Consider the following 22,508-nt stretch of genomic DNA (forward strand, 5'->3'; position numbering starts at 1 on the left):
TAAGGACATAAAGCGGCATTTTGTTAGTTCGCTAATGCTCGCTCAATCTGATTGAACAGAGACTGATAGCAATCAACTGAGTATTAAAGGCGGAAGAACGCCAACTCTTGCTTTTGGCTTTCAGCCAGCTTAGACAGCTCTAAACTCGCCTGCGCACTCTGGCTGATACCAGTAACATTCTGCGTAATGATGCACGACATATTGGTGATATTACGGTTGATGTCTTGCGTGACCGCCGACTGCTGCTCAGCAGCCGTTGCCACCAAGGTGTTCATATCAGTGATTTGCGCGACAGATTGCGTGATACCAATTAGCGCATCATTCGCTTGTTGGCTTAATGTCTGGGTGCGTGCTAGAACATCCATACACATGCCCATGCTGTCACCCGCTTGAGATGCCTGACCTTGAAGACCTTCAATGATTTGTTGAATTTCTTTGGTCGACTCTTCGGTACGCGCTGCCAACATACGAACTTCATCGGCTACTACCGCAAAGCCACGGCCCGAATGACCGGCACGTGCCGCTTCAATCGCCGCGTTCAATGCCAACAAGTTGGTTTGTTCTGAAATTCCGCGAATCACTTCAACAACATGGCTGATACGCTCAGATTGCTCACGTAGGTTCGATACAACAGAAGCTGTGTTCTCAATCGATTCCACCATTTGCTCTGCTGCTTCAGAGCTTTGCTGGAATACCGCCATGCCTTGAGACGCCAACTCATCAGTTTGACGCGCAGCATGGTCCGCGTTCACGGCATTGTCAGAAACATTGTCTGCTGTGCTTGAAAGCTCAGTCACCGCTGATGCAACTTGTTCAATCTCGCCTTGCTCTTGCTGTGCATTGGCAGAAGATTGAGTCATCACCGTGGCTAGTTCAGTAGAGGCTGCCGCCACTTCATCACTGATACCCACAAGGGTTCTTACCGTGTGACGCAATTGCTCAATACTCTTGTTCGTATCACGACCAAGAAGCGCTAGTTCATTGGTGCCTTCCTCGTTCGCCAAGACACTCAAATCCCCCATTGCGACCTTGCGCAAGACTTCTTGGAGAACTTGAAGTGGCTTAACGATGACACTCGACAACCACCAGCTGATCACAATAGCGAAGAGAATAGAGACAGTAAGCACAATGCCCGTGGTGAGAATCGCTTCGTCACTATTCTCGTCAGACAGCTTTAGATCTTGCTCAATCAATGGGTTGATAAAGGCAGAAAGGTCATTGATTGCCACCATCATGTCACTGCCCATGTGACGATATTCGTTCACCATGGTGTTATAGCGTGACTCATTAATCTGGCTGTTGAAGTATCCTTCAATAGTCGGTTGCGCGGTGGCATCGGTATAACGCACATAATCACTGACGCTTTCCTCTACTTGCATGACAAGATCACGCAACTGCGCGGTTTGTGCCATGTGACGAGTAATGTCCAGCGCTTCTCTGCCAAGTAGAGAAACCTCTTTCGCCATTTCCTTCGTTCTCGCTTGGTCATAGATGCCATAAATAGCCTCTACGCGCATTCCCCATGCAATGTCTGCAAGTTTAGATACACGATCTTTGTCTGATGCAGCCTGACGAGCCGTATTATTGGTTGCAAGAATGGACGATTCCACCTCACTTTTTGCAAAAAATAGAACCGAAAAAACGCAGAGAACCAAAATAATGATGGGAAACTGAATTTGGTACCGAATGGAAATATTGTTAAGGGACATATGTCTTTTATACCTGACTGTGTTTCGTGTACTGACTATTCGAAAATTTGCCGCATTATGAGAGTTAGATCACTAAAAACCAAACCATTAATCGCATTCAGCAACAATTATTTTCTCACACATAAATACACGTCAAATATCCGTCACAAGCGCCAATAAATTATCGAAACCAAGCGTGTTGTGGTCATTTTTCCACCAAATATGGGCTGCCCAATTATTAGCCTTAATCATTTAAGGACATTAAATCGTCCAACTCTTAAGACAGGGGTTCAGATAGAAATGAAGGTGATATTGAGGAATAAAAGAAGAAGTCAGGGAGCAATTTATAACCACCACCCTCGTTACTGACGGTTAATCAATAACGAGGATGTGATGTTATGGAATAGATATACCCAAGCAATCTGCTGATGCAGGATCAGGTTACTTGGGTATATAGCGGAGGCAATTAAATAGAAAGTCGTTTACGCGGACATTAGCGACACGAGCTCTTCGATATCGTCATGCTTGTCATTTCCTGATAACCACACCATAAACAACTCATTCGCCATTGATGGGCTATCTTCAACGCGATACAACTTACCGGCATCAATCCAAGGCTGTGCTATCGTCGACGGCAAATAGCCTACCCCACCACGTTTCAACAAAAACGTGAGCGCTGGCTGACAACCATGGCTGTGTAGCACAGGCGTGCGCTGCATTGAAGGGATACGGCTGTGTTCAACACCAAAGCGGGTTCCCCAATCCAAATAGACCAGAGGCAACTCTGCAATGCTTTCCATGTCTTGATCTGGTTCGCTCGACACCAAGATCAATTCAAAGTGAGTAACACGTTGCTGTTGTAAATCGGCCAATTTGGGTGGTTCACTGGTTAACACAACGTCTACCAGCTTTTCTAACAGTGCATTTGAGATTTGCTGACGGCTTAAAGACTCAGTGCGCAATGCCCATTCAGGTTGTGCAATTTGCACTTGCTCAAGCCACTCACTGCTGCTTTCCAGCTCCCAAATGAGAGATGTTGCGCCAACCGTCAGTTGCTGCTGGTAAGAATCCGTTAGTGCGACATCCTGACGCGCACGTCCCCACGTTTGAAGAATGTTCTCAGCATAAGGAACAAAACGCTCTCCGGCCGACGTCAAACGCAGATCACCACGTTTACGTGTGAAAACCGGTGTTCCTAGTTTTATTTCAAGCTGACGGATACGAAAACTCACTGCCGATTGGGTCAGATAAAGATTCGTCGCCGCTTTACCGAAATGGCGAGTTTTGTTCACTTCCAGAAATGTGCGTAGTAGATCAGTATCCATATCAGCGCTGTATAAAAGGTAAAATCATCTAACTGCGTTATCGGGGAAAACCTTGCTAGGGTCAAGGTCAAAAGCGACAATTTGCTAATTTTGATGTTAATTGGATGACTTCTATACCCAAACATCTTCAATTGACAGGTTTGCGGTCACAACTGAGCCACTCTCACGCAACATCACACCCTACGCTGAACCTCCGGTTTAGGCTGAGAAAAGCGCAGACAATAGACGCCATACCCCGCGCACCATCCCAAGACAAACAGACCCCAACTTTCAACAAAGTGCCCAAACAACGCGGACGCTGCCATCAAGAAAAGACAAAGCAGCGATAGATTGATGAAAGAGCCCAAGGCTCTGTTTGTTTTGAAGCTCTTTTGCACAAACACAAAGACGCACAAGTGAATAGCCGTTACTTGTTTGCCATAAAACCTATCCAAGTACATCGCGAGCCAAAAGCCCCACAATATCCCCATTGCGACATCTAACCAGACCATTGGCATCGAGCCTCCTACCACTTAATGTCAGCGCGAACGAACATGTCTTCCAGTGTAATCAGCTCATCCTTTGACAACTGTTCTATCAAAGAGAATGCAATCAAATTCATAGCGCGAAACATCAAAGGGAAACGCATCATTTTCTTGCAGAATGAAGATGAAACTGGTGATTACGTCCATTTGCCACTGAATCATCTCTGCCCCCCCCTGCCCAACTCGCAATCCGTGAGCGGCTGTTTTAAGATGCCTAATACCCAAGCAATCTCCATATACTGGGTATCGATACCACTCCCTCGCCAAGCTGTGCTTGCTAAGAGTGATACATGGACGTTTCATATAACAGGAGTTACTGCGTGCGCATTTCCGCCCCCATAGTTGAATCATTAGATAGCATATTGCCAGACGAGCCACTGTTGATGATGGGTGCGGGCCCTGTTCCCATTCCAGCCAAAGTCGCCGCCGCCAATGGCATCGTGATCAACCATTTGGGTGAAACCATGTCTCGTATTATCGAGCAGGTGAAAGCGATGTCTCGCTATGTATTCCAAACCGAATCATCACACATTTTAGGTGTCGCAGGCCCCGGTTCTGCCGCCATGGAAATGGCGATTGCTAACCTCGTTGCGCCTGGCGATAACGTGCTGTCTGTTTGTAACGGTTTTTTCAGTAACCGGTTGTCAGAAATGTCATCACGTGTCGAAGGCAATGTAACGCAATTAACCATTGAAGAAGGCCAAGCGGCTGACCCCATCGAAGTGGCAAAAGCGATTGCAGAACATGCGCCGAAAGTGCTGACCATTGTGCAAGGCGAAACCTCAAACACAGTCTGTAACAGCGCCCTACCGGAAATTTGCCGCGCGGCAAAAGCGGCGGGATGTTTAGTGATTGTTGATGCGGTGTGCACCTTGAGCACCATGCCACTGAACATGGATGAATGGGGCGTTGATGCGGTGATTACGGGTGGGCAAAAAGGCCTAAGCTGTATTCCCGGCGTATCACTCGTGGCGTTCTCCGAGCAAGCGTGGGACAAAATCACATCACGACAAGACACCCTGCGTCATTGGTGTTTGGACGCCAAGCTCGCGGATAAATTCTGGTATCAAAGCTCCTATCACTATACGGCCCCCGTTTCCGGCATTATGGCGATCCACGAAGCATTGCGACTCGTGTGTGAAGAAACGTTACCCGGTCGCTTTGACCGACACCTACGATGCTCTTTGGCACTGCAAGCTGGTATTGAAGGGTTGGGCTTGTCGCTGTTCGCAGATAAAGCCTCACGTTTGAACTCGGTGGTGGGTATTCATGTGCCAAACGGCCTAGATCAAAAGGCCATCTTGTCGCGCATCTCTCATGACTTCAAAGTCGAGATTTCCGGTTCATTCGGGTTAGACATCATCCGCGTAGGACAAATGGGGGAGCAGTGTCGCGTGCACAATATATTCCGTACCATTCATGCACTAGGTTCGACGATTCAAGGGTTAAATGGCGAAGCAGACTTGCCTCGTGGTGTGGCGATGCTCGAAAAAGCCTTACAGGAATACCAACCCCAGTTCTCCTAACGTCAGTTCTCCTGACATCAGTTTTCCTAGCATTAAAGGGCCTGCCGATCAGTCGGCAGGCTTTTCCACTGACAACCGCCCATTCTCTTGCTCGATCGAGAACACATGCGAGGATGAATGCGCGACTTCTTGTGACCCGAGATTGATATACTCGCCTTCACATATGTAAGCATGATCAATCGCGATAAGGGATACCGACGCCCTTTTCATGTATCGGGAAAGATTGTTGTCAGCGCTTTTGACTATCACTGACGTCTCCGCGTCTCGACCGAGAAAATACAGAGTAAAACAACGTGACAGCATCAACAGTTGATGCGGATCCATATCCAGTCTTTCATCAATCCCGTCTTCATCAGGATCGTCTTGATCTAAATCTTCGTCATTGGACACGATAGCAATGGGCTGCTCAAAGAGACCGTCAATGTTTTCATCAATAACAACGTTATCCAACATGCTGCCAGTGGTCGTCAGCTCATAGTCATTGAGGTACACCACCAAATCTTTCCCTTTGACCACATGCCTTTTCGTTTCATTAAAAAAGGCCGATAGACTCTGAGCCTCATCCTCGATTTCTCCCCAATAGGGCGAAAAGCTACTTCCTGTTGCAATCACATCACATTGAAAACCGAGATCAGCACCAACGGTTGAAAGAAAATCGTGCACTGACAAAGTGACATTATCCGCCTGACTTTTCAGCAAGGTCACAAAGTGTGGCTCAAGGATGATTTTTGGCCGAGGGAGATCTTTGAAGAAAAAGTCCTCAAGCTTAATCGAGACTGTCATGGGTTTAGAATTCACACCCACCAACAAATGAAATTTAGTTTTCTTCGTCAGAAAGTTATAGCTAGGTTGGCGAAAGTAATTGAAACGCACTTTCTCACGAAGTCCGAACAGAAACACGCGAGGCTTCGCAATCACGCTGGCGATGTGATCTTTCAAATTGGCACGATAATCAACAACATACTGACTCATGCTGCCAGACTCATCAGCAAACCGCTCATCAACAAGCAAGTCGGCCCAGAACATCTCTGTTCCCACCAACTCTGCTCGCCATTGCTGCACAATGGAAATGGATTCAGTTTGCTTAATCGCTTCCAAACACTACTCTCGGTGATAAATCGTTAATACCATTAAAAAGAATAGCTTATATTTCTAGGAGCCAACCAAAATCTACACCTTGTTACCAATAAAAACTCCGCGTAAAGCCAATACTCTCTCGCACCTGCCGATGCAGAATTCCGCAGGTTCTATTGACGTTATGAACAAGACATCCCTTTGCTGGTGTAGCGAACTCCATAAAAAGAGGACGATAGAACATCGGACGTGAGGCGGTTTTGAGCCTCTTAAAATAGGAAGGCGAGCCAAAAAGCTCGCCTTGTTGAAACATTCAATTCAATCGAACAATCAGTCCAATCAATCTAAACGATCTGTCGATAACAAGCTGTCACCCAAACACAAAGCGTGAACTCACCGCCTCTATCGACAAGGGTCTATCATGCAAATAGCCTTGTTGGAACTGACAGCCTCGCGCGGCCAAAAATGAGGATTGTTCAATTTTCTCAACGCCTTCTGCCACAATATCCACGTTCAAGCGATGAGCCAGCTCAATGATGGATTCCAACACAGGTGCATTAATCGAATCCACGCCGACAGTGTCTACAAAGCACTTATCAATCTTCAAATAGTCAAAATGCACGCGCTGAAGCATAGACAGCGAGGTATGCCCAACCCCAAAGTCGTCAATAGCCACGCGAATACCGAGCTGGCGAACCGCATCTATGTGTCTAATTGCTTCTTCATTCAGCAATTGTCGTTCAGTCACTTCCAAGGTCAAAGACAGGTTCACTCGCTGAAACGCTTCCAGCGTTGTTTTAAGTGTTGCATCTAATTCGTCGCTGCACATAAACGACGGCGGGACATTCACCCCCAAATGATAAGGCTTCGCTAGCTTAAGCGGTCCCATGTCTTCCACCACACGCTCAAACACATAGCGAGTGAAAAGCATACTCAGCTGCTGGTTTTCGATTTCAGGAATGAATATCTCAGGGCTCACATAGCCCATGTGAGGATGCTGCCAACGTGCCAGCGCTTCAAACCCATGCAGCTTATTGTCATTGCCATAGATTGGCTGATACTGCAGGTAAAACTCTTTACGATCTAAGCCACGTTTAATGTCATCGGCCAAAGATAGGCGCGGTGCAAAATAACGAAGCAGGAAGTGCGCCATCAACGAAATCAGCAAGGCGACAGGGATGCTTGATAACACAAACATCGCCATAGTGGCATGCACATAACTGTCTGAAGGCGACGCCCCAATACTAATATGATGCTCTTCTGAATCCACAGAATGACCGATGACCTGATCAGCATGACGTTTGCCCACCATTGGCGTGTCATCGATCCAAATGGTCAACTTGCTGTATCGAGAAGAAGGAGCAAGATCCAAATACTCGTGAAAGGCTTTTTTGGTGAGTACGGCAAAGCCTTGAACGCCTGCGACTTCTTCTGTCGCGATCACAAGCAGATTCTCACCTGCCTCCATGGATGACTGGTTACGATAACTATGCAACCCAGCTAGGGGCGTTATTCCGACCAAGGTTTCATCAATCCAATCAAAGAAATGATTCGATTGGCAAAGCACCTTGCCATCTTTGGTCACGGCGTAATCGTTGATATAAGGCCACATTTCCATTCGCGAAAGAATGACATCACATCGAGCAGGTTCACTTAAGGCAACACCAACCTGCACAGACAACACTTCAGCCTTGCGCTCAAGTGTTTGCATATAAAAGTTACCAAAGTCTTCGGCATGGTGATCGATCGTCAGCTTGGACAAATAAAGGCCAACGGCAACAGAAAAGAATAACGGCACACAAAGCAAAACGAGGTAATACACTACATCTTGTTTATTTCGCTTCATTGATTTCGAAAACCTTTAGGAACTCGCTGTTCTCAGCAAAAAAAGGAGCGTCCAATGTCTATTTTTTTGCCAAAAATGCACACAATTAATGTGCGCAAAAGCAACAGGTTAATGACATTAAAGTCAGTAAAATTGGACATAAATAAATTCGGCGCGAGGTATATCACGGATAAAGTGAAATCACCATGAAATGGATATGAAACAAGGAAGGTAACGACACCGTCATTGGAAAGATTTAGAGACAGGACTGTAAATAAATATCGACGGTTTCAAACCTCGCCAGCGAGGCTTTTTAGGAAGAGAAGTTGCTGTTGCTCTTGTTCAGAGGGGACATAGGGCTCAATGGAAAGATCATTCACGTCAAATTCCCCCAATTCAATAACAGAAATATTGGAAACACCGTAGCGTGTTTCTTCGCCTGGCACGCCGGACATGCGTTCCAGCTGAATATCTCGTAGCTGATAATCGCCTTGCACACCGCCGAATACGGATTGATGTGCTTTCACTTCCATGACACTGTCACCACTGCTCAGACGCTGCTTGTTAGTCAGCACAGCAACAGGCGCACCATCACTTCGATAAAGGTTCGCGCGCAATCGGTATAGCCCAGCCTCCTTTGCTTCAATCTCTAAGGGGATCATCCAATCCGCCCCATTCACATAAGCAGGTTGTGCCCCCACCACAAACGCCACAGGGGTTTGATAGTTAATGTCCGCCGTGAGTACATCTTCACCACGGTCGAATTGCACAAGTACGCGAAGGCGAACATTAGCAGGCCAGCTTTCCTTCGCAGGTATCTCACCAAGGTGATTCTCACTGCTGCCCGTCGCGACGACGGTACGTGTTTCAGTATCAATGAGAGAGAATGTCATGCTCTGTACGGCCAACCCACTCTTAACTTTAAAGGAAAGTGGCTCAGGGAAAAAATAACGGTATTTATCCATAACCAATGCGGCTGAATCTGTACCATCCAGTACCGGCATCTCCACGACAGAAAAGTGGTTAGGAGTAAGATAAGGACTCGAAGAATCCAAGATGGGTTGTGAATATGGCGGGAAATCCAACTCGCTTTCGAAAGTTTGTGCAATACGAGAAAACTGCACGGCCATTTTTTCTGATACCACCACGTCTTCTCGCTTAGGCGATTGAATAGCCAATGAAGGAGTGTCGCGATTTTGGTTCGTCGACAGCGCGGGCGTCGAAGCAGCCGTCGCGACGCCTTCTTTAATGGGCGTTGCAGATGCAACCGCTACATTGGGTGAAGGCCGTTCAGCGAGCAGAAACCACGCAGCCAAACCAACAACGCTGACACTTAGCACGATCACGAATACCTTCGTTGGCTTCATTTGGAATTCCTTTTACTTAACAAGCGTCCAGCGCTGATACAAGTAGTAGCGACGTCACGAGATACCATGCGATTTCGCCAATGACATGTTGACTATGCCCAAGCACCACAGCGGTACTTGGGCACAATGTTAAAGCAGATCAGTCACCAATTCAGACATAGTGCGATCATCCGAGCCATTCACATAGCGATAAGTCGCCCAAGACCACCACGACCATTTATCTTTGGTGGATACTGAGATGCCTTGTCCATTCGCCAACGTCACGGAATTGCGCGCCGTCGTTACCTTCCCTTGGTGGCTATCGCCAATCAATTCGCCGTGTCCGTAACCACTGCCCATCATCATTGGGTAATGACGTGGCATAAAGCTGGATACACCGTTCGACTGATAAGTCACTTTGCCATCAAACGCGACAGAGGTGGAGCAACTGCTAAAGCTGCCTGAACGGCTCGCACCACATGAGGAATGAGCAGACACCACACCATCGTCATGACCCGGTAAGAAAGGCGATGTCAGGCCAAAATACTCGGAGTCGTCGCCCGTAAAGCGCACGCGTGGCACTCTGCCATCAGGAAAAGGGGCGATTTGGCGGGCATTCGCGACTTTCAGATCATTTAGCACACCAACGTTATTGCTGTTTGGCATTTCACCCAGCCAAAGTGAGATAGCCAATCTTAATGATGCGTTTAAAACACCACCACCTTCAGCAATATTTACGGCCATGTCAGCCAGTTCAGAACCGCCACCAGCTCCGGCAAAATCAAACGTGGAAATAATATTTAATGGTGATAACCCTGCGTTTAAAAGCCAGTTTTCTTGATTATCTAAAATATAACGCGTAACTAAATCACCCGTTGAATGAGTGACAAAAATACAACCATTACTGCAAGTATTACTTTCTGAAAGTTGTTTTAATTTAGGCCACGCATAATCACTCGCTATTTTTCCAGCAACTCGCTCATGTGAAGGCCAGTCTATACGCACGTCAGCATGAGTAAGCCAATACTCCTGCCAATATTCCTCTCCGTCAGCCCTAACCTCTGTCGCGTCAGGCCTAGACTGGAGTTGAGATGGGTTTAAACCATGCACTAACACGACAGGGTATTGACCAATAGCTGCAAACGTAGGCATCGAAAGAGAGGCAGCGGCGAGCGATAACATTGCGATAAACTTCTTCATTTAAAACCGTCCTTTTATTTTAAAATTTCGAATGCGTAGTATTTATATATGCGATCCGAAAACGGGTTTAAATCAGCCTAGTCGACGCAACATTCCTATAACATTGATCATGATCCCATTCGTTTGCATTTAAGAGGTCAGACATGTAGAAAATATAAGTTAGTGACAATATTTTTATAAATGCGACACTCATTAATAAAATAATTTCATGCTGTTAATGAAACTATATTCATGAATAAATAATACTAAATTGCTTATATACCCAAGCAACCTGAACATGCAGGATCCAGCGAGCTTGACTGACGTTATGATCATGGCGTCAGTAAACTCGCCCGAAGGGAGGCCATCTTCAGGTTGCTTGGGTATCGCTATATGGTTTACCTCTCATTTCTTCTCTTCATAAGCTTGCAATGACACGAATTTATGTCCGATCAATCTGAAGACGCTGAGTATGACCGCATCATTCTGATGCCTGCTGCTTTACCGTCGTAAAATGGCGCGTAAAACGTCGTAATTAAATAAATACCCTTATTTCAAACGCGCCATTATTCGATGTATATGCGTCGCTATCGCCACGCTTGGCTCCCTTCCCCTAGAGATTCGTCGAGTTTGGGGTTGGAAAGCGATGATGGAATGTCGCAAAACATTTGATGACTGTTGAAGTAAGGAAAGGGCCATGAGTCAACTTCCCGTAAAGAATCTCGATGCTGCACCCATTGATAGAGAAATGGTGAAAACCATGCTCGATCGACGTATTCCTGATTACACGCTAGAACAGCCCTTTTATAACGACCCAGAGCTGTTTCGCATCGACATGGAAGAGATCTTTGGTAAAGAGTGGATCTTCGCTGGAATGACATGCGAACTCCCAAAAAAAGGCAGTTTTTTCACCCTTGAGATCGGTAATAACCCTATCCTGATCGTTCGCGACAACAACAATGAGATCAGCGCTTTCCATAACGTCTGTCGCCATCGAGGCTCAAAAATTTGTTTGGCCAGCAAAGGGAAATCGCCAAAGCTGGTGTGTCCCTATCACCAGTGGGCATACGATCTGGATGGTTCGCTAGTGTACGCCTCCGACATGGGTGAAGATTTCGATCGAACACAATTCAGCTTACACCCTGTGCAATGCAAATCTGCTGGCGGGTATATATTTGTGTGCTTGTCGGATAACCCACCGCCGATTCAAGAGTTTCTCGATGATCTAAATCACTACCTAGAACCTTTCGACATGGACAACACCAAGATCGCAGTGCAAAGCGAAATCATCGAAAAGGCCAATTGGAAATTAGTGGTCGAAAATAACCGAGAGTGTTACCACTGCGAGGGTTCACACCCTGAATTATTGGCATCGTTACTTGAGTGGGATGACAACAATGACCCTCGCTCTACCCCAGAATTCAAAGCACTGGTCGCAGAGAAACAAGCGCTGTGGGATGGGCACGACATTCCGTACCTTTTCACTGGCACCTATGACAATCGCAGCCGAATTGTAAGAACGCCGTTGAAAGCAGGCACTCACTCCATGACGTTAGACGGTCAAGTAGCCAGCAAGAAACTGCTGGGTCGAGTACCCATTCCAGACCTTGGCGCACTGCGCATATTGCACCTGCCAAACTCATGGAATCACGGCATGAGTGATAACCTGATAGCGTTTCAAATCATCCCTGTTAGCCCACAAGAAACTCGTGTAGTGACGCGTTGGCTGGTTCACAAAGATGCTGTCGAGGGCGTTGATTACGACCCAGAAAACCTCAGTGCGGTATGGACTGCCACTAACGCACAAGATCGCTCATTGGCGGAAAATAACCAACGCGGTGTGAACTCAGTGGCGTATCGCCCCGGCCCTTATTCGAAGACTTTTGAGTTTGGCGTAATTAATTTCGTCAATTGGTACTGTGAGCGCATGAAAGAGAACTTGGGATAGCCATGGTCATTTAAGGCATGTCGATGTCGTGTTTGCGTAATTCACATGCCGAAAATCAACCCAAAATCTGTCTTAGCTAACTCGCATATTGAACACGTGATCCACACATTTCTATCACGTGTTCAATGACATGCTTTGATGAGTCATCGAGCAGCGAAAACAGCATGGATGAAGACTCGCGACTAGCACGCGCAACTTGGGGACGATGGCAATGAGTGAAATGGACACAAACGCAGAAAATAGCCTCAACCCAGTGACCACCCAAACATGGTCCAACGGGCGCCATTTGGTGCGATGTGTCAAAATCATACAAGAAACCCATGACGTAAAAACCTTCTGTTTTGTCAGCCAAACGCCGATGTTGCTCTTCTTTAAGCCGGGACAGTTTGTCACCTTAGAATTGCTCATCGATGACGAGCAAGTGATGCGTAGCTACACCATGTCTTCGTCGCCTTCTGTGCCCTATAGCTTTTCCATTACCGTAAAACGCGTTAAGAACGGTCAAGTTTCCAACTGGCTGCACGATAACTTGCGCGTTGATGATGAACTGGCAGTGCATGGCCCAATCGGCAATTTCAATTGCATCGACTTCCCGACGGACAAAGCGCTGTTCTTATCTGGGGGCGTGGGGATCACACCCGTGATGTCGATGGCGCGTTGGTGGTATGACACCAATGGTGCAGTGAACATGAAGTTTGTTCACAGTGCCCAAACTCCCAAAGACATCATCTTTCTCAAAGAACTCGAACTGATAGCTTCACGCATTGATAACTTCGAACTCAGCATCATTTGCGAGCGCTATGACATTGGTGAAAGCTGGCACGGCTACCGAGGCTTTCTCACCCAAGCTCTACTGTTGTTAATTGCCCCTGACGTCTTGCAGCGCGAAGTATACTGCTGTGGACCAGAGCCTTACATGAAAGCAGTGCGCACCATGCTGCTTGACCTTGGTTACGACATGAGTCGCTACCATGAAGAGAGCTTTGGAGAAACACCGCCGGATGCAATTGAAGATGCAGAAGAGTCCGCTGAACAAGCACTGATTGCCGATGAACAACCAAGCACAGGGTTTGCCGTCGAGTTTGTTGATGAAGGCATGGCAGTCACCGTCAGTGAAAGTGAGACCATTCATGCTGCCAGTGCCAAGCTGGGCATTCATGTCCCTAAAGCCTGTGGCATGGGGATCTGTGGTTCTTGCAAAGTACGTTTGCTGTCAGGTGAAGTAAACATGGAACACAATGGCGGGATCAGTGAAGATGAAATCGAAGAAGGTTACATCCTGAGTTGCTGCAGCTCCCCTATTAAAGATGTCTCTATTGAAACCTAATCACGCTAGCTTCTGCCATCATTAGCGGCATAAGCACGATCAAAAATTAACCATTAACCAGCGGCATGTTCATGTCGCTGCTCACCCGCTTTTCATCCTTTGGTTTTCTTCCTAGCACTTTCTCTTTCACTGGTTCATTTTACCAAGTCTTTTTCACTGAGTCCTTTTTACTAAGTCCGTTTAACAGGCGCTTTTTAATCGATGCTTCCTAAAACTATTTCTTTGCACGTGGCGCACGATTTCGAGCTGTTAACAAAAAACCGAATACCGCTTCCAGTTTCAGGCATTTTTCCATGTGCATTCCTTCATGCATTTTAACAACGATCGTCTACTTAATTGGACTCCATTTTCGCCTAACACAACCATTACCGAACGCTAACATTCCCCCCTGTCGATTGAACCAAAGTGTATGGGCTGCAGCAAAAAACTTAACCCAAGATTCCAAAGGAAAAGGAGAACGATCCATGAATATGTTGAAAACAATGATGTTAGCGTTTGCGGTTCTATTTTCAGGCATGGCATTAGCTAGCGAAACCGCGCCCGACTGTCCGGAGGGTTCTGAAGCCCCTGAATGCCAAATGAAGAAAGACGATAGCGGCTCGACCAACTAAAGAGCCCTATCTCCTCAACTTTTGTCGCTTCGACCTCGACCTTCGAGCAACAAAAAAGGCCAATGGCATTTGCCATTGGCCTTCTTCGTTGTATCTGTACAGTACACACAACCATTCGGTTGCGCGGCCTAGTGATATTAATCGCGCAGGTAAATCATCCAATACCACATGCCCACGAACAAACCGCCGCCAATAATGTTCCCTAACGTCACGGGTATCAGGTTATTCACCACAAACGTCATCATGCTTAAGTCAGCAAAATCGGCAATGTTCATGCCCGTCATCTGCCAAAAAGACTCTGGGGCGAAATACTTAATCCCAATCGCCATTGGCACTTGGAACATGTTCGCAATGCAGTGCTCAAAGCCCGCAGACACAAACATCGCCACAGGAAGAATCATCACCACGATTTTATCTGTCAGCGTGCGACCGCTGTAGGTCATCCAAACTGCAATACACACCAGCACATTACACATGATGCCCAGCGCGACAGCTTGCAAGAAACCATGATGCAGCTTGTGCTCTGCAATCCTCATGGCGTTAATGCCCACTTGCCCGTTATCGAACATGTATTGCTTGGCAATGAGCATACACACCACCAGCAAAACAGCCCCTACGAGGTTGCCCGCGTACACCACCGCCCAGTTTTTAAACAAGGCACTCCAGGTAATCTTACCACTGGCTCGCGCCACCAATGTGAGAACCGAACTTGTGAAAAGCTCGCCACCGGTAATGATCACTAAGATAAGGCCAAGGCTAAATGCCAACCCACCGACGAAGCGTGTCATGCCCCAAGGCATGTCACCTGCCCCTGTGGTGACTGTGGTATAAAAGATAAATGCAATACCGATATGGATACCGGCAGAAATAGCCAGAAGAAAAGATTTCGCCGGATCTTTTGTTGCCTTAGCAACGCCAATTTCCGCCGCTCTTTCAGCAATCTGAGGAGGGGGTAACGAATCAAACTGAGTAAAGTTCATAGTACAATAGCACTTAGTAAGAAACACGGAGGGCGCGGATAATCTCTCCTTTCCCGCCGATTTTCAAGGGCTATTTTGTTGAGCAATTTATGTTTGCATACATGCAACCGTTATCACAAAACAGAAGCTATCGAATAAACAGACAACTGCACAAAAATGCCTCACTATTGCAACGTATACCCATAAGCTTTTTGCAACGATATTCCTTCATCTCCTTCCGCTTTTCGGTACAACTTCTGACAACACACTGGTAGACTCCGCGCCTTGTCACTTTGACCTCTAACCGTGAATGCCCATGACCTTTTCTGCGCTGAACCTGACCCCTGCTTTGCTGAATGCATTGCCAAGCCATCTTTCTTCACCAACGCGGATCCAGCGTGAGGCCATTCCCGTTGCGCTAGCGGGAAGCGATATGCTTGCCATGGCTCAAACAGGTAGCGGTAAGACACTGGCTTTTGGCCTACCCCTGCTCCAGCGCACGGAGAGCAATAATCCCAACATTCAAAGCGTGGTCCTTGTGCCAACGCGAGAACTGGCGATACAGGTCACTCAAGCGTTGCAAGCGATCAGCGCAGCGATGGGCATTAATGTCATTACGCTATGCGGTGGCGTTGAGCCAGAACAGCAAATAGCAGCACTCGCCGCGCACCCTCAAATAGTGGTGGCCACACCCGGTCGTTTGCTGGACTTCATTAACCAGAAACATGTGACACTGACTGATGTGAAGCATTTGGTATTGGATGAAGCAGACCGCTTGTTAGAAATGGGGTTCTGGCCAGATGTGCAGCGCATTATTGCCGCCATGCCAGCCAAGCGGCAAACCTTGTTGTTTTCAGCCACCCTGCCCGCAGCGCTTGAAGCGGCGGCACTGGCATTGCTGTTTAAACCTGTTCGTATCGAAGCGGATGAGAAGAACAGCGTGGTGGATGAGATTGAAGAGCGCCTGTATTTGGTCAACAAAGGCAGCAAAGCGCAGGCATTGATTGCCCTCATCAAGCAACATGGTTGGAAGCAAGTCTTGGTGTTTGTGGGTGAGCGCAATGCGGCTGATGCCTTGGCCAAGAAAGTGGCCAAAGCGGGCGTGTCGGTTGCCGCGTTACACGGTGACAAAGATCAAGCGGCACGAGAACAGACATTGGCAGACTTCAAAGCGGGCAATATTACCGTGCTGGTTTCCACTGACTTACTGTCACGCGGCATTCACATTGATGCCTTGCCTGTGGTGATCAACGCGGATCTGCCACCCAATGCGCCTGTTTATATACACCGTGTAGGACGCACTGCCCGCGCGGGCGAGAATGGCCTTGCCCTGTCGTTGGTCTGCCATGGCGAGCAAGATGCACTCACGGCGATTCGCCAACTGACAGGCCGTGAACTGGCTTTAAACGAGCTAGAAGGCTTCCCTGTGACTGATAAGCCAGCAGAAGCTGTAGCCAGCGGCGAACGTAAGCGCGCACCGCGAGACAAAAAAGCCAACCGCCGCAGCAACACTAAACGCAGCATCAAACAGTTCGCACCGAAGAAGCCGTAAGCGCCCATCCCACCTAACCACGGTGTGTTTCACGGATGCCCATATACAACAAAGCCCGATCGAGTCGGGCTTTGTTTTGGCTGATTATCACGGTAATCCCGTCAATACATCAGCAATGCTTAAGACAATGTCTTGCGATTACTCAGCGTATTCGGTCACATCATCTGGGCGCAGTTGACGCTGAACACCCGTCAAGAAGTTGCGCAGAATCTGGTCTTTACATTCACGGTAGTGTTTGTTGTCCGGTTTACGGAAAAACGCACTCAGCTCATGCTTGCTAATGTTGAAATTCACCAACGCCAAGATGTCTAAGATATCTTCGGCTTTAAGATTCAACGCAATACGCAGCTTTTGGAACACCATGTTGTTGCTCAAACGCGCTTCTGGTTTAGGTTGCTCGCCTTCGCGCTTACCGCGTTTTAGGTTGATCAGGCCATTCAAGAATGAAGACAGTTCAACAGCGTTCATTTTTACGAATGCTGCGTCTTCATCTTTCTTCAACCAAGCAACCACTTGGTCTTGCGTGACAGCAACGTCAGCAAGAGCAAAAATTTCAACGACTGCTTTATCTTTAAAATCAAACGCGTAACGAATACGACGCAAAATATCATTATTGGTCAAAACGAATCCTAGTGTTAGGTAATCCAGTGTAATCAACACGACTTACTGGAGAGGCGAGAAGTGTAACAGAAATCACATTTCCTCCCAATGGATAGTTATACCCAAGCAACCTGAAGATGCAGGATTCAGGTTGTTTGGGTATATGTGTTCACCCTGTCCCATCACCGTCATTGCGGCGTGTAACATGGGGTATAAACCCAAGCAACCAACAGCAAGTACCTCATTAATGGACAAAACCAGCGAGTCTTTCCATTGTGGGTTATGCTTTTTTTATCCATGAACATCCCACCACTTTGGAGTCTTTTGTATGGGAAACACGTCTGCAGTACCGGATAACATGAAATTGAGCGTGATTTGTCGTCTTGAACCTGGGTGCCTAGGGCCACAAGGGGCAGATAAAATAGACGACTTTTGTGAATACATTGCTCAAGAAATGCAGGCGCTAAACACAGACCACATCGCACTGAATGTTGTGCCCCGGAATGACAAAAGCCTCCCAGAGATGCAGTTCAACGTGCTCGGCAAGAAAATGACCCAAGGGCAAGCGGCCAAATACCTCTCTAGCTTAGATCAAAGCTTGGACGATTTTGAGGCAGCGCTGGAAGGCAAACTCGAAACGCTTATCGATCAATATATGGGTCACTGATACGCCCATTCACCAGCCGATAAGCACCTCGCTAGCGCGACATGGTCTGCAGTCTCTGGCTTTTGAAGTCGTTCTTTTTGAGCGTTTCGCCAAACTGATAATTCGACCATGTCATCACGGTTCTTCGGCCATTTAGCGCGTTCTCCATATCCAGCGTCAGTGGTCGCCAACGCCCATTGTCCGGCAAGGTGTAATCTGACAACAGCAGCGTTTTTTCATGCACGCCATGACGGTTATAAAAAGCCACTTTCTGCGCCCGGTTCTCGTCCGTGTCTACCCAAATCACGCGCTTGGTGTAGCCCGAGTTTTTGTTTTTTGGGTAGGTCTCAATCACCTCACAGGTCAAATCGCTGTTCGGACAAGGTTCTGTCGCGAGCCACTGGTAGGTGTATTCGTCCACTTCCTGCTTCGCCAGATCTTCATAAGAAAACTCAGACGACACGAATTTGCCTGACACATTAGAACTGGAGATCCGTTTGGTTCGCGACGCTGCTGGGAGATACAGCCATTGGTTATCGTCAACAGGCTCGGTTCTCGCGTGGGTGAGCAATGCAATGCCTCTCATGTCACCGGGGGATTCAAACACCAGCACATTGTATTCCGAGGGCGAGTTATCCAAATCTTCCAACGTCAGGCTTCGAAACGAGCGCTTCACTTCGCGATTGCCAAGATAAAGCACCATTTCTCCATCAGCGCTAGACGTGCCATAACCAGAATACGATTGGTCCATTTTCTCGGCGATTTCTCGCCCTTTTTCTGCGTCATTGCTTGCCGCCATTAATGGCGACGTAAACAACAATGTTGACGTAAACACTAAAGGCGACGTAAACAAAAGTGCTGACAGTACAAAAGGAATTGTCTTTTCCATGCTAAACCTCCTGAGCCGTGTGTCGTTGAAATGCATGATTGAACGTGATCAGCAGCGCCGGAATAAACAGAAAATCGTAAAGTAACGCCACAATCACCACGCCGAGTGCCAGCAAACCAAGATTGGCATTGATGGCAAAGCTTGATGTCGCCATCACCGCGAAACCCAATGCAATCACTACGGTGGTGGTGATCAACGCAAGCCCGACGCCCGAGTAAACATCAATCACCGCTTGCTCAACGGATGCGCCCTGTTTTCGCGATTCCTGATATTTCGTCAATATGTATACGGTGTCATCAACCACGATCCCCATGACCATGGCCCCGACGACAGAGACCGCCAAATTGATCTCGCCGACAAAGTAACCCCACATACCCAGCACGATCATGATAGGCAGTAAATTAGGGATCAGGCTAAACACCCCCATCGACCATGAACGCCACGCCAATAACAGCAAAAACGAGATAGTAACGATGGTGGTTAAGTTACCCAGCAACATCGACATACTGTTGCGCTCAGACACATACGCAAAAGCCAGCGACAACCCCGTTCCTGATGTGCCTGAAAGCAATGGGGCGTTTTGCTGCATCCATTCCTCTGCGGCCTTTTCAATCTCAATGGTTTCCGCTGAGGATAGGTTATCTGTCATCACGGACAGGCGAGAAGACACATAATCTGGGGTGACCCGATCCGTGAGACTGTGGCCGTACGGCGCAGATATTTCATAGGTGGTTAATAGCTGTGACGAGAGATATGGGTCGTCCGCCAGCGTTGGCGTGTCGAGATTATTGAAGGCTTGATTCAATCTTGCTAAGTGGTCGGGCAATGCAATCACCGCATTCACATGTGGCTGCTGGCGAAGCCAATTCGCAAACCCATCGACTTGTTCCAAGTAAGCCAAATCCGCCACTGTTTTGCCAGTTGGCGCGTCAAAGGAGTATTCAATTAACCCCATGCCGCCCCAATGCTCTTGCACGAGATCAGTCTGCCCGCGGAAGGCATTGCGATCATCAAAGTACTCGACAAAATTGTCATTGAAGGTGATCAACTGCAAACCCAGCAAGGCCGTGATCCCGAGCGATCCGAACACAAACAAGATCCAACGCGCATTCGCACACACTCGCTCGGCTAGGCGACCAAAATGCACGTTTGGCAAACGAGCCAAGGGCTTTTTACGACGGGATAACCACGCCTGAAGCACCACGGGCGTAATGGTCAGATTGACCACCAAGCTGGTTAACACCCCCAGCGCAGCGATGGTTCCCAGCTCGCCAAACGGCACAACATCAGAAAAGTTCAGGCTGATGAAACCCACAAACGTCGTGAGATTGGTCAGCGACAGAGGAACGACGTTGTACGCCATCGCAGCCAGAATGATGGTCTGCGGGTTTGAATTTGGCATGGCATGACGCAGTTGATATGTCTTGGTCATGATGTGGACCACGTTGGCGACCGCCAACACGAGGATGATCAGCGGCGCGGCTCCTGATGCGGTATTGAGCTGTATCCCCGCCCATGCCACCGCGCCGACGGATGCAAGAATACTCAGAAGGATCACCATCAACGCAATCAAAGGTGGCACGAACGCGCGGAACAATGCGCCGATCAGCACTAAAACCAACACAATCATGATGGGAACGAGTGATCCCGAATCAGTGTCGCTGGCTTCATTGAGCGCATAATCCAGCATCACCAAACCCGTAAGGTAAATTTGGTAGTCAGGGTATTTCTCAAGATATGCCTGCTGGAGTTCACGTGCATGCAGCGCGACTTTTTTCACGGCGAGCAGGTCTTGGCTGGACATGGCTACCGTTAAAAATACTGTGGTGGCGTTGCCTTCTTTGGCGACCAAGTTGCCGATAACGTCAGGCCGCTCTTCAAAAAACCGAGACAAGGTTTCCTGCGTTTCTGCGCTTCCTTCTTCCCCACTCATCACCAAGTCATCGACCACCATGCCGCCGCCGTCTGCATCGGCGACCGGGTCAATGAAGTTAGCCAAGGAAGTGACTTTTCGCGCATAGGGGGATTGCCACAACTCATCGGTTAATTCACGGACGAGCGTCAGCGTTTTGGGGCTAGTGGAGGATTCGCCGTCAGGAGGAACCACCACAAACATGACATTTTCGTCTTTGGAGTAGTTAGCTTCTAACTCATCCAAAGCGACTTTTTCGGGAGAACCCACCGCAAGAAACACACGGGCTGAATTGTTCACTTCCAGCGTTGCCAACCCTCCCGCGAGGGCGAATATCGCGCCTAAAACAATGATCAGCGTTAACTTGGGACGAGCGAGTACGGATGAAACCAACCGAATGAGAAACTGCTCAAAACTCGATACTTTGGTGGTCACATTATTCATTAAATACACGTCCCTTATTCTCGTTGTACAGCCACATATAATGCGCCTGACACACGCCGATGCTCGGCAACAACGCCTCGGCAAATGGCATTCCTTGTGCCTTCATGGCATTAATCGTGGAACGGTCGAAGGTCCATTTACGGCTGGCAATTTCTAAGTTGGTGCGACAAAACGCGTTAAACGCTCGCACTCTTGGGGAGAGGCCACGATAGTCAAGGGTATCGTTGCTGGCTGCCCATTCAAGGTGCTCAGGTTGGCCAATTTCTTGAAACAGTAACGACCACAAATCTTCCATTGTGGGCGCTAATGAGGAATCAGATACCAGGTTGATGATGTTGTTTTCAATCGGATGGCGCAGCACAAAGCGCATCACTTCAATCAGCGCATCTTGGTGCAAGAAGTTCATCTGCCCATCAGGGCAAGCAAGGCGCATCACACCGATTTTTTCAGGGAGTAAGCGCTTGGCGCCATCCCACAGTTGGTATATCCCGTAGCGCTTTCCGGCGTAGTGTCCGGTGCGGCTGTCGCCAATCACAACAGAAGGACGAACGATAAGGTAGTCGAGACCCGATTCCGCCACCTGACGCTCGGCATTGCGTTTGGTTTGGGTGTAAAGCGTTGGGTCGTCCCCTTCATCGCCATAAATTCGCTCTTCTATCTGACCGTCGCTAACAGCAGGGGCAAAGGCAGTAGATATGTAGATGTGTTTCTTGATCCCGTTCGCTTTCGACTTTTCGAGTATCCAGCGTGTGAGTTCCACATTCACGGCTTGGAGGTTTTCTTCATTGAAGTACTCCACCGAACCAATGCAATTGATCACCATGTCCACACCTTCAACTTCAGGCGCATCAAACAGTGTGTCGTTAAAGCACACAGTATCGAACAGGGATGCCAACTCACTGTCAGTCAGTGTTAGTGCTTCCTCTGATGCCGCCAACGTATCCTTTGCGAGATGCACGATGTCCTTTATCAAGGTTTCAAAAGAGTCTGGGCTTCGCGATGCCAGAACAATTTGGTGATTGGCTTCCATTACAATGGCCGCAGACACCAAGCGCCCCACGTAACCATTTGCACCGAGAACGAGAATACGCATGCAGGTTCATCCTTGTTTGTGTTGGGCCAAGCTTAGCTAG

General features: G+C 48.0%; 18 protein-coding genes. 6 read left to right on the forward strand and 12 right to left on the reverse strand.

Translation table 11 applies throughout. From position 1 onward, the window contains the following. Nucleotides 1-83: 83 nt before the first annotated feature. The 3 genes from Q365_RS0108125 to Q365_RS0108135 form a co-directional block, all read right to left on the reverse strand. Complete coding sequence (locus tag Q365_RS0108125; protein ID WP_028022875.1) at nt 84-1,709, reverse strand: methyl-accepting chemotaxis protein; 1,626 nt, start codon at nt 1,707-1,709, stop codon at nt 84-86. Between the two features lie 461 nt (nt 1,710-2,170). Continuing rightward, a complete protein-coding gene (locus tag Q365_RS0108130) occupies nt 2,171-3,013 on the reverse strand; it encodes a LysR family transcriptional regulator (RefSeq protein WP_028022876.1) in 843 nt (280 codons plus the stop codon). A 173-nt stretch (nt 3,014-3,186) separates the two neighbouring features. After that, nucleotides 3,187-3,510 (reverse strand): hypothetical protein, encoded by a 324-nt coding sequence (locus Q365_RS0108135; RefSeq protein ID WP_028022877.1) that lies wholly within the window; start codon nt 3,508-3,510, stop codon nt 3,187-3,189. Nucleotides 3,511-3,857: 347 nt separating this feature from the next. Between Q365_RS0108135 and Q365_RS0108145 the strand changes: the two genes are divergently transcribed. After that, the gene (locus Q365_RS0108145) at nt 3,858-5,063 is read left to right on the forward strand and encodes a pyridoxal-phosphate-dependent aminotransferase family protein (protein ID WP_028022879.1); all 1,206 of its coding nucleotides are present in this window, start codon (nt 3,858-3,860) and stop codon (nt 5,061-5,063) included. A 48-nt stretch (nt 5,064-5,111) separates the two neighbouring features. Here Q365_RS0108145 and Q365_RS0108150 read toward each other — a convergent pair whose 3' ends face one another. From Q365_RS0108150 to Q365_RS0108170, 4 genes are all read right to left on the reverse strand, one after another. Beyond that, nucleotides 5,112-6,161: a hypothetical protein gene (locus tag Q365_RS0108150; protein WP_245621521.1), complete on the reverse strand. Its 1,050-nt coding sequence runs from the start codon at nt 6,159-6,161 to the stop codon at nt 5,112-5,114. Nucleotides 6,162-6,507: 346 nt separating this feature from the next. Next, nucleotides 6,508-7,983, reverse strand: coding sequence for an EAL domain-containing protein (locus Q365_RS0108155; protein WP_028022881.1), 1,476 nt, complete (start codon nt 7,981-7,983; stop codon nt 6,508-6,510). A 269-nt stretch (nt 7,984-8,252) separates the two neighbouring features. Next, nucleotides 8,253-9,329 (reverse strand): hypothetical protein, encoded by a 1,077-nt coding sequence (locus Q365_RS0108165; RefSeq protein WP_028022882.1) that lies wholly within the window; start codon nt 9,327-9,329, stop codon nt 8,253-8,255. 129 nt (nt 9,330-9,458) lie between these two features. Beyond that, nucleotides 9,459-10,508: a hypothetical protein gene (locus Q365_RS0108170; RefSeq protein ID WP_028022883.1), complete on the reverse strand. Its 1,050-nt coding sequence runs from the start codon at nt 10,506-10,508 to the stop codon at nt 9,459-9,461. 676 nt (nt 10,509-11,184) lie between these two features. On the opposite strand from Q365_RS0108170, the gene Q365_RS0108175 reads away from it, so the two are divergent. The 3 genes from Q365_RS0108175 to Q365_RS26970 all read left to right on the forward strand — a co-directional run bounded on the left by Q365_RS0108175 (nt 11,185) and on the right by Q365_RS26970 (nt 14,373). After that, nucleotides 11,185-12,435, forward strand: a complete 1,251-nt coding sequence (locus Q365_RS0108175) for an aromatic ring-hydroxylating oxygenase subunit alpha (RefSeq protein ID WP_028022884.1) — start codon at nt 11,185-11,187, stop codon at nt 12,433-12,435. A 211-nt stretch (nt 12,436-12,646) separates the two neighbouring features. Beyond that, nucleotides 12,647-13,762: a hybrid-cluster NAD(P)-dependent oxidoreductase gene (locus tag Q365_RS0108180; protein WP_028022885.1), complete on the forward strand. Its 1,116-nt coding sequence runs from the start codon at nt 12,647-12,649 to the stop codon at nt 13,760-13,762. Between the two features lie 464 nt (nt 13,763-14,226). Next, complete coding sequence (locus tag Q365_RS26970) at nt 14,227-14,373, forward strand: hypothetical protein (protein WP_169737848.1); 147 nt, start codon at nt 14,227-14,229, stop codon at nt 14,371-14,373. A 137-nt stretch (nt 14,374-14,510) separates the two neighbouring features. On the opposite strand, the gene focA is transcribed toward Q365_RS26970, so the two are convergent. Next, complete coding sequence (gene focA / locus Q365_RS0108195; RefSeq protein WP_028022886.1) at nt 14,511-15,353, reverse strand: formate transporter FocA; 843 nt, start codon at nt 15,351-15,353, stop codon at nt 14,511-14,513. Nucleotides 15,354-15,648: 295 nt separating this feature from the next. Here focA and Q365_RS0108200 point away from each other — a divergent pair, with 295 nt between their 5' ends. Beyond that, entirely contained in the window at nt 15,649-16,884 is a 1,236-nt protein-coding gene (locus Q365_RS0108200) for a DEAD/DEAH box helicase (protein WP_028022887.1), read from the forward strand. Between the two features lie 138 nt (nt 16,885-17,022). Here the strand turns inward: Q365_RS0108200 and Q365_RS0108205 are convergent, their stop codons facing one another. Continuing rightward, a complete protein-coding gene (locus Q365_RS0108205; RefSeq protein WP_028022888.1) occupies nt 17,023-17,505 on the reverse strand; it encodes a YehS family protein in 483 nt (160 codons plus the stop codon). 307 nt (nt 17,506-17,812) lie between these two features. On the opposite strand from Q365_RS0108205, the gene Q365_RS0108210 reads away from it, so the two are divergent. Beyond that, on the forward strand, nt 17,813-18,151 hold the full coding sequence (locus Q365_RS0108210; protein ID WP_028022889.1) for a hypothetical protein: 339 nt from the start codon (nt 17,813-17,815) through the stop codon (nt 18,149-18,151). Nucleotides 18,152-18,182: 31 nt separating this feature from the next. On the opposite strand, the gene Q365_RS0108215 is transcribed toward Q365_RS0108210, so the two are convergent. Genes Q365_RS0108215 through Q365_RS0108225 form a run of 3 tightly spaced genes read right to left on the reverse strand, consistent with a single transcriptional unit; the run spans nt 18,183 to nt 22,468 of the window. Continuing rightward, entirely contained in the window at nt 18,183-19,019 is an 837-nt protein-coding gene (locus Q365_RS0108215; protein WP_211254246.1) for an outer membrane lipoprotein-sorting protein, read from the reverse strand. 1 nt (nt 19,020) lies between these two features. Further along, complete coding sequence (locus Q365_RS0108220) at nt 19,021-21,375, reverse strand: efflux RND transporter permease subunit (RefSeq protein ID WP_028022891.1); 2,355 nt, start codon at nt 21,373-21,375, stop codon at nt 19,021-19,023. Further along, nucleotides 21,368-22,468 carry an NAD-dependent epimerase/dehydratase family protein gene (locus Q365_RS0108225; RefSeq protein ID WP_081796196.1) on the reverse strand — a complete coding sequence of 367 codons (1,101 nt, stop codon included), beginning with the start codon at nt 22,466-22,468 and terminating at the stop codon, nt 21,368-21,370. Before Q365_RS0108225 ends, Q365_RS0108220 begins: the two co-directional genes overlap by 8 nt. Nucleotides 22,469-22,508 lie beyond the last annotated feature (40 nt).

This window comes from Enterovibrio calviensis DSM 14347, assembly GCF_000621165.1.
GTDB classification, from domain to species: Bacteria; Pseudomonadota; Gammaproteobacteria; order Enterobacterales; family Vibrionaceae; genus Enterovibrio; species Enterovibrio calviensis.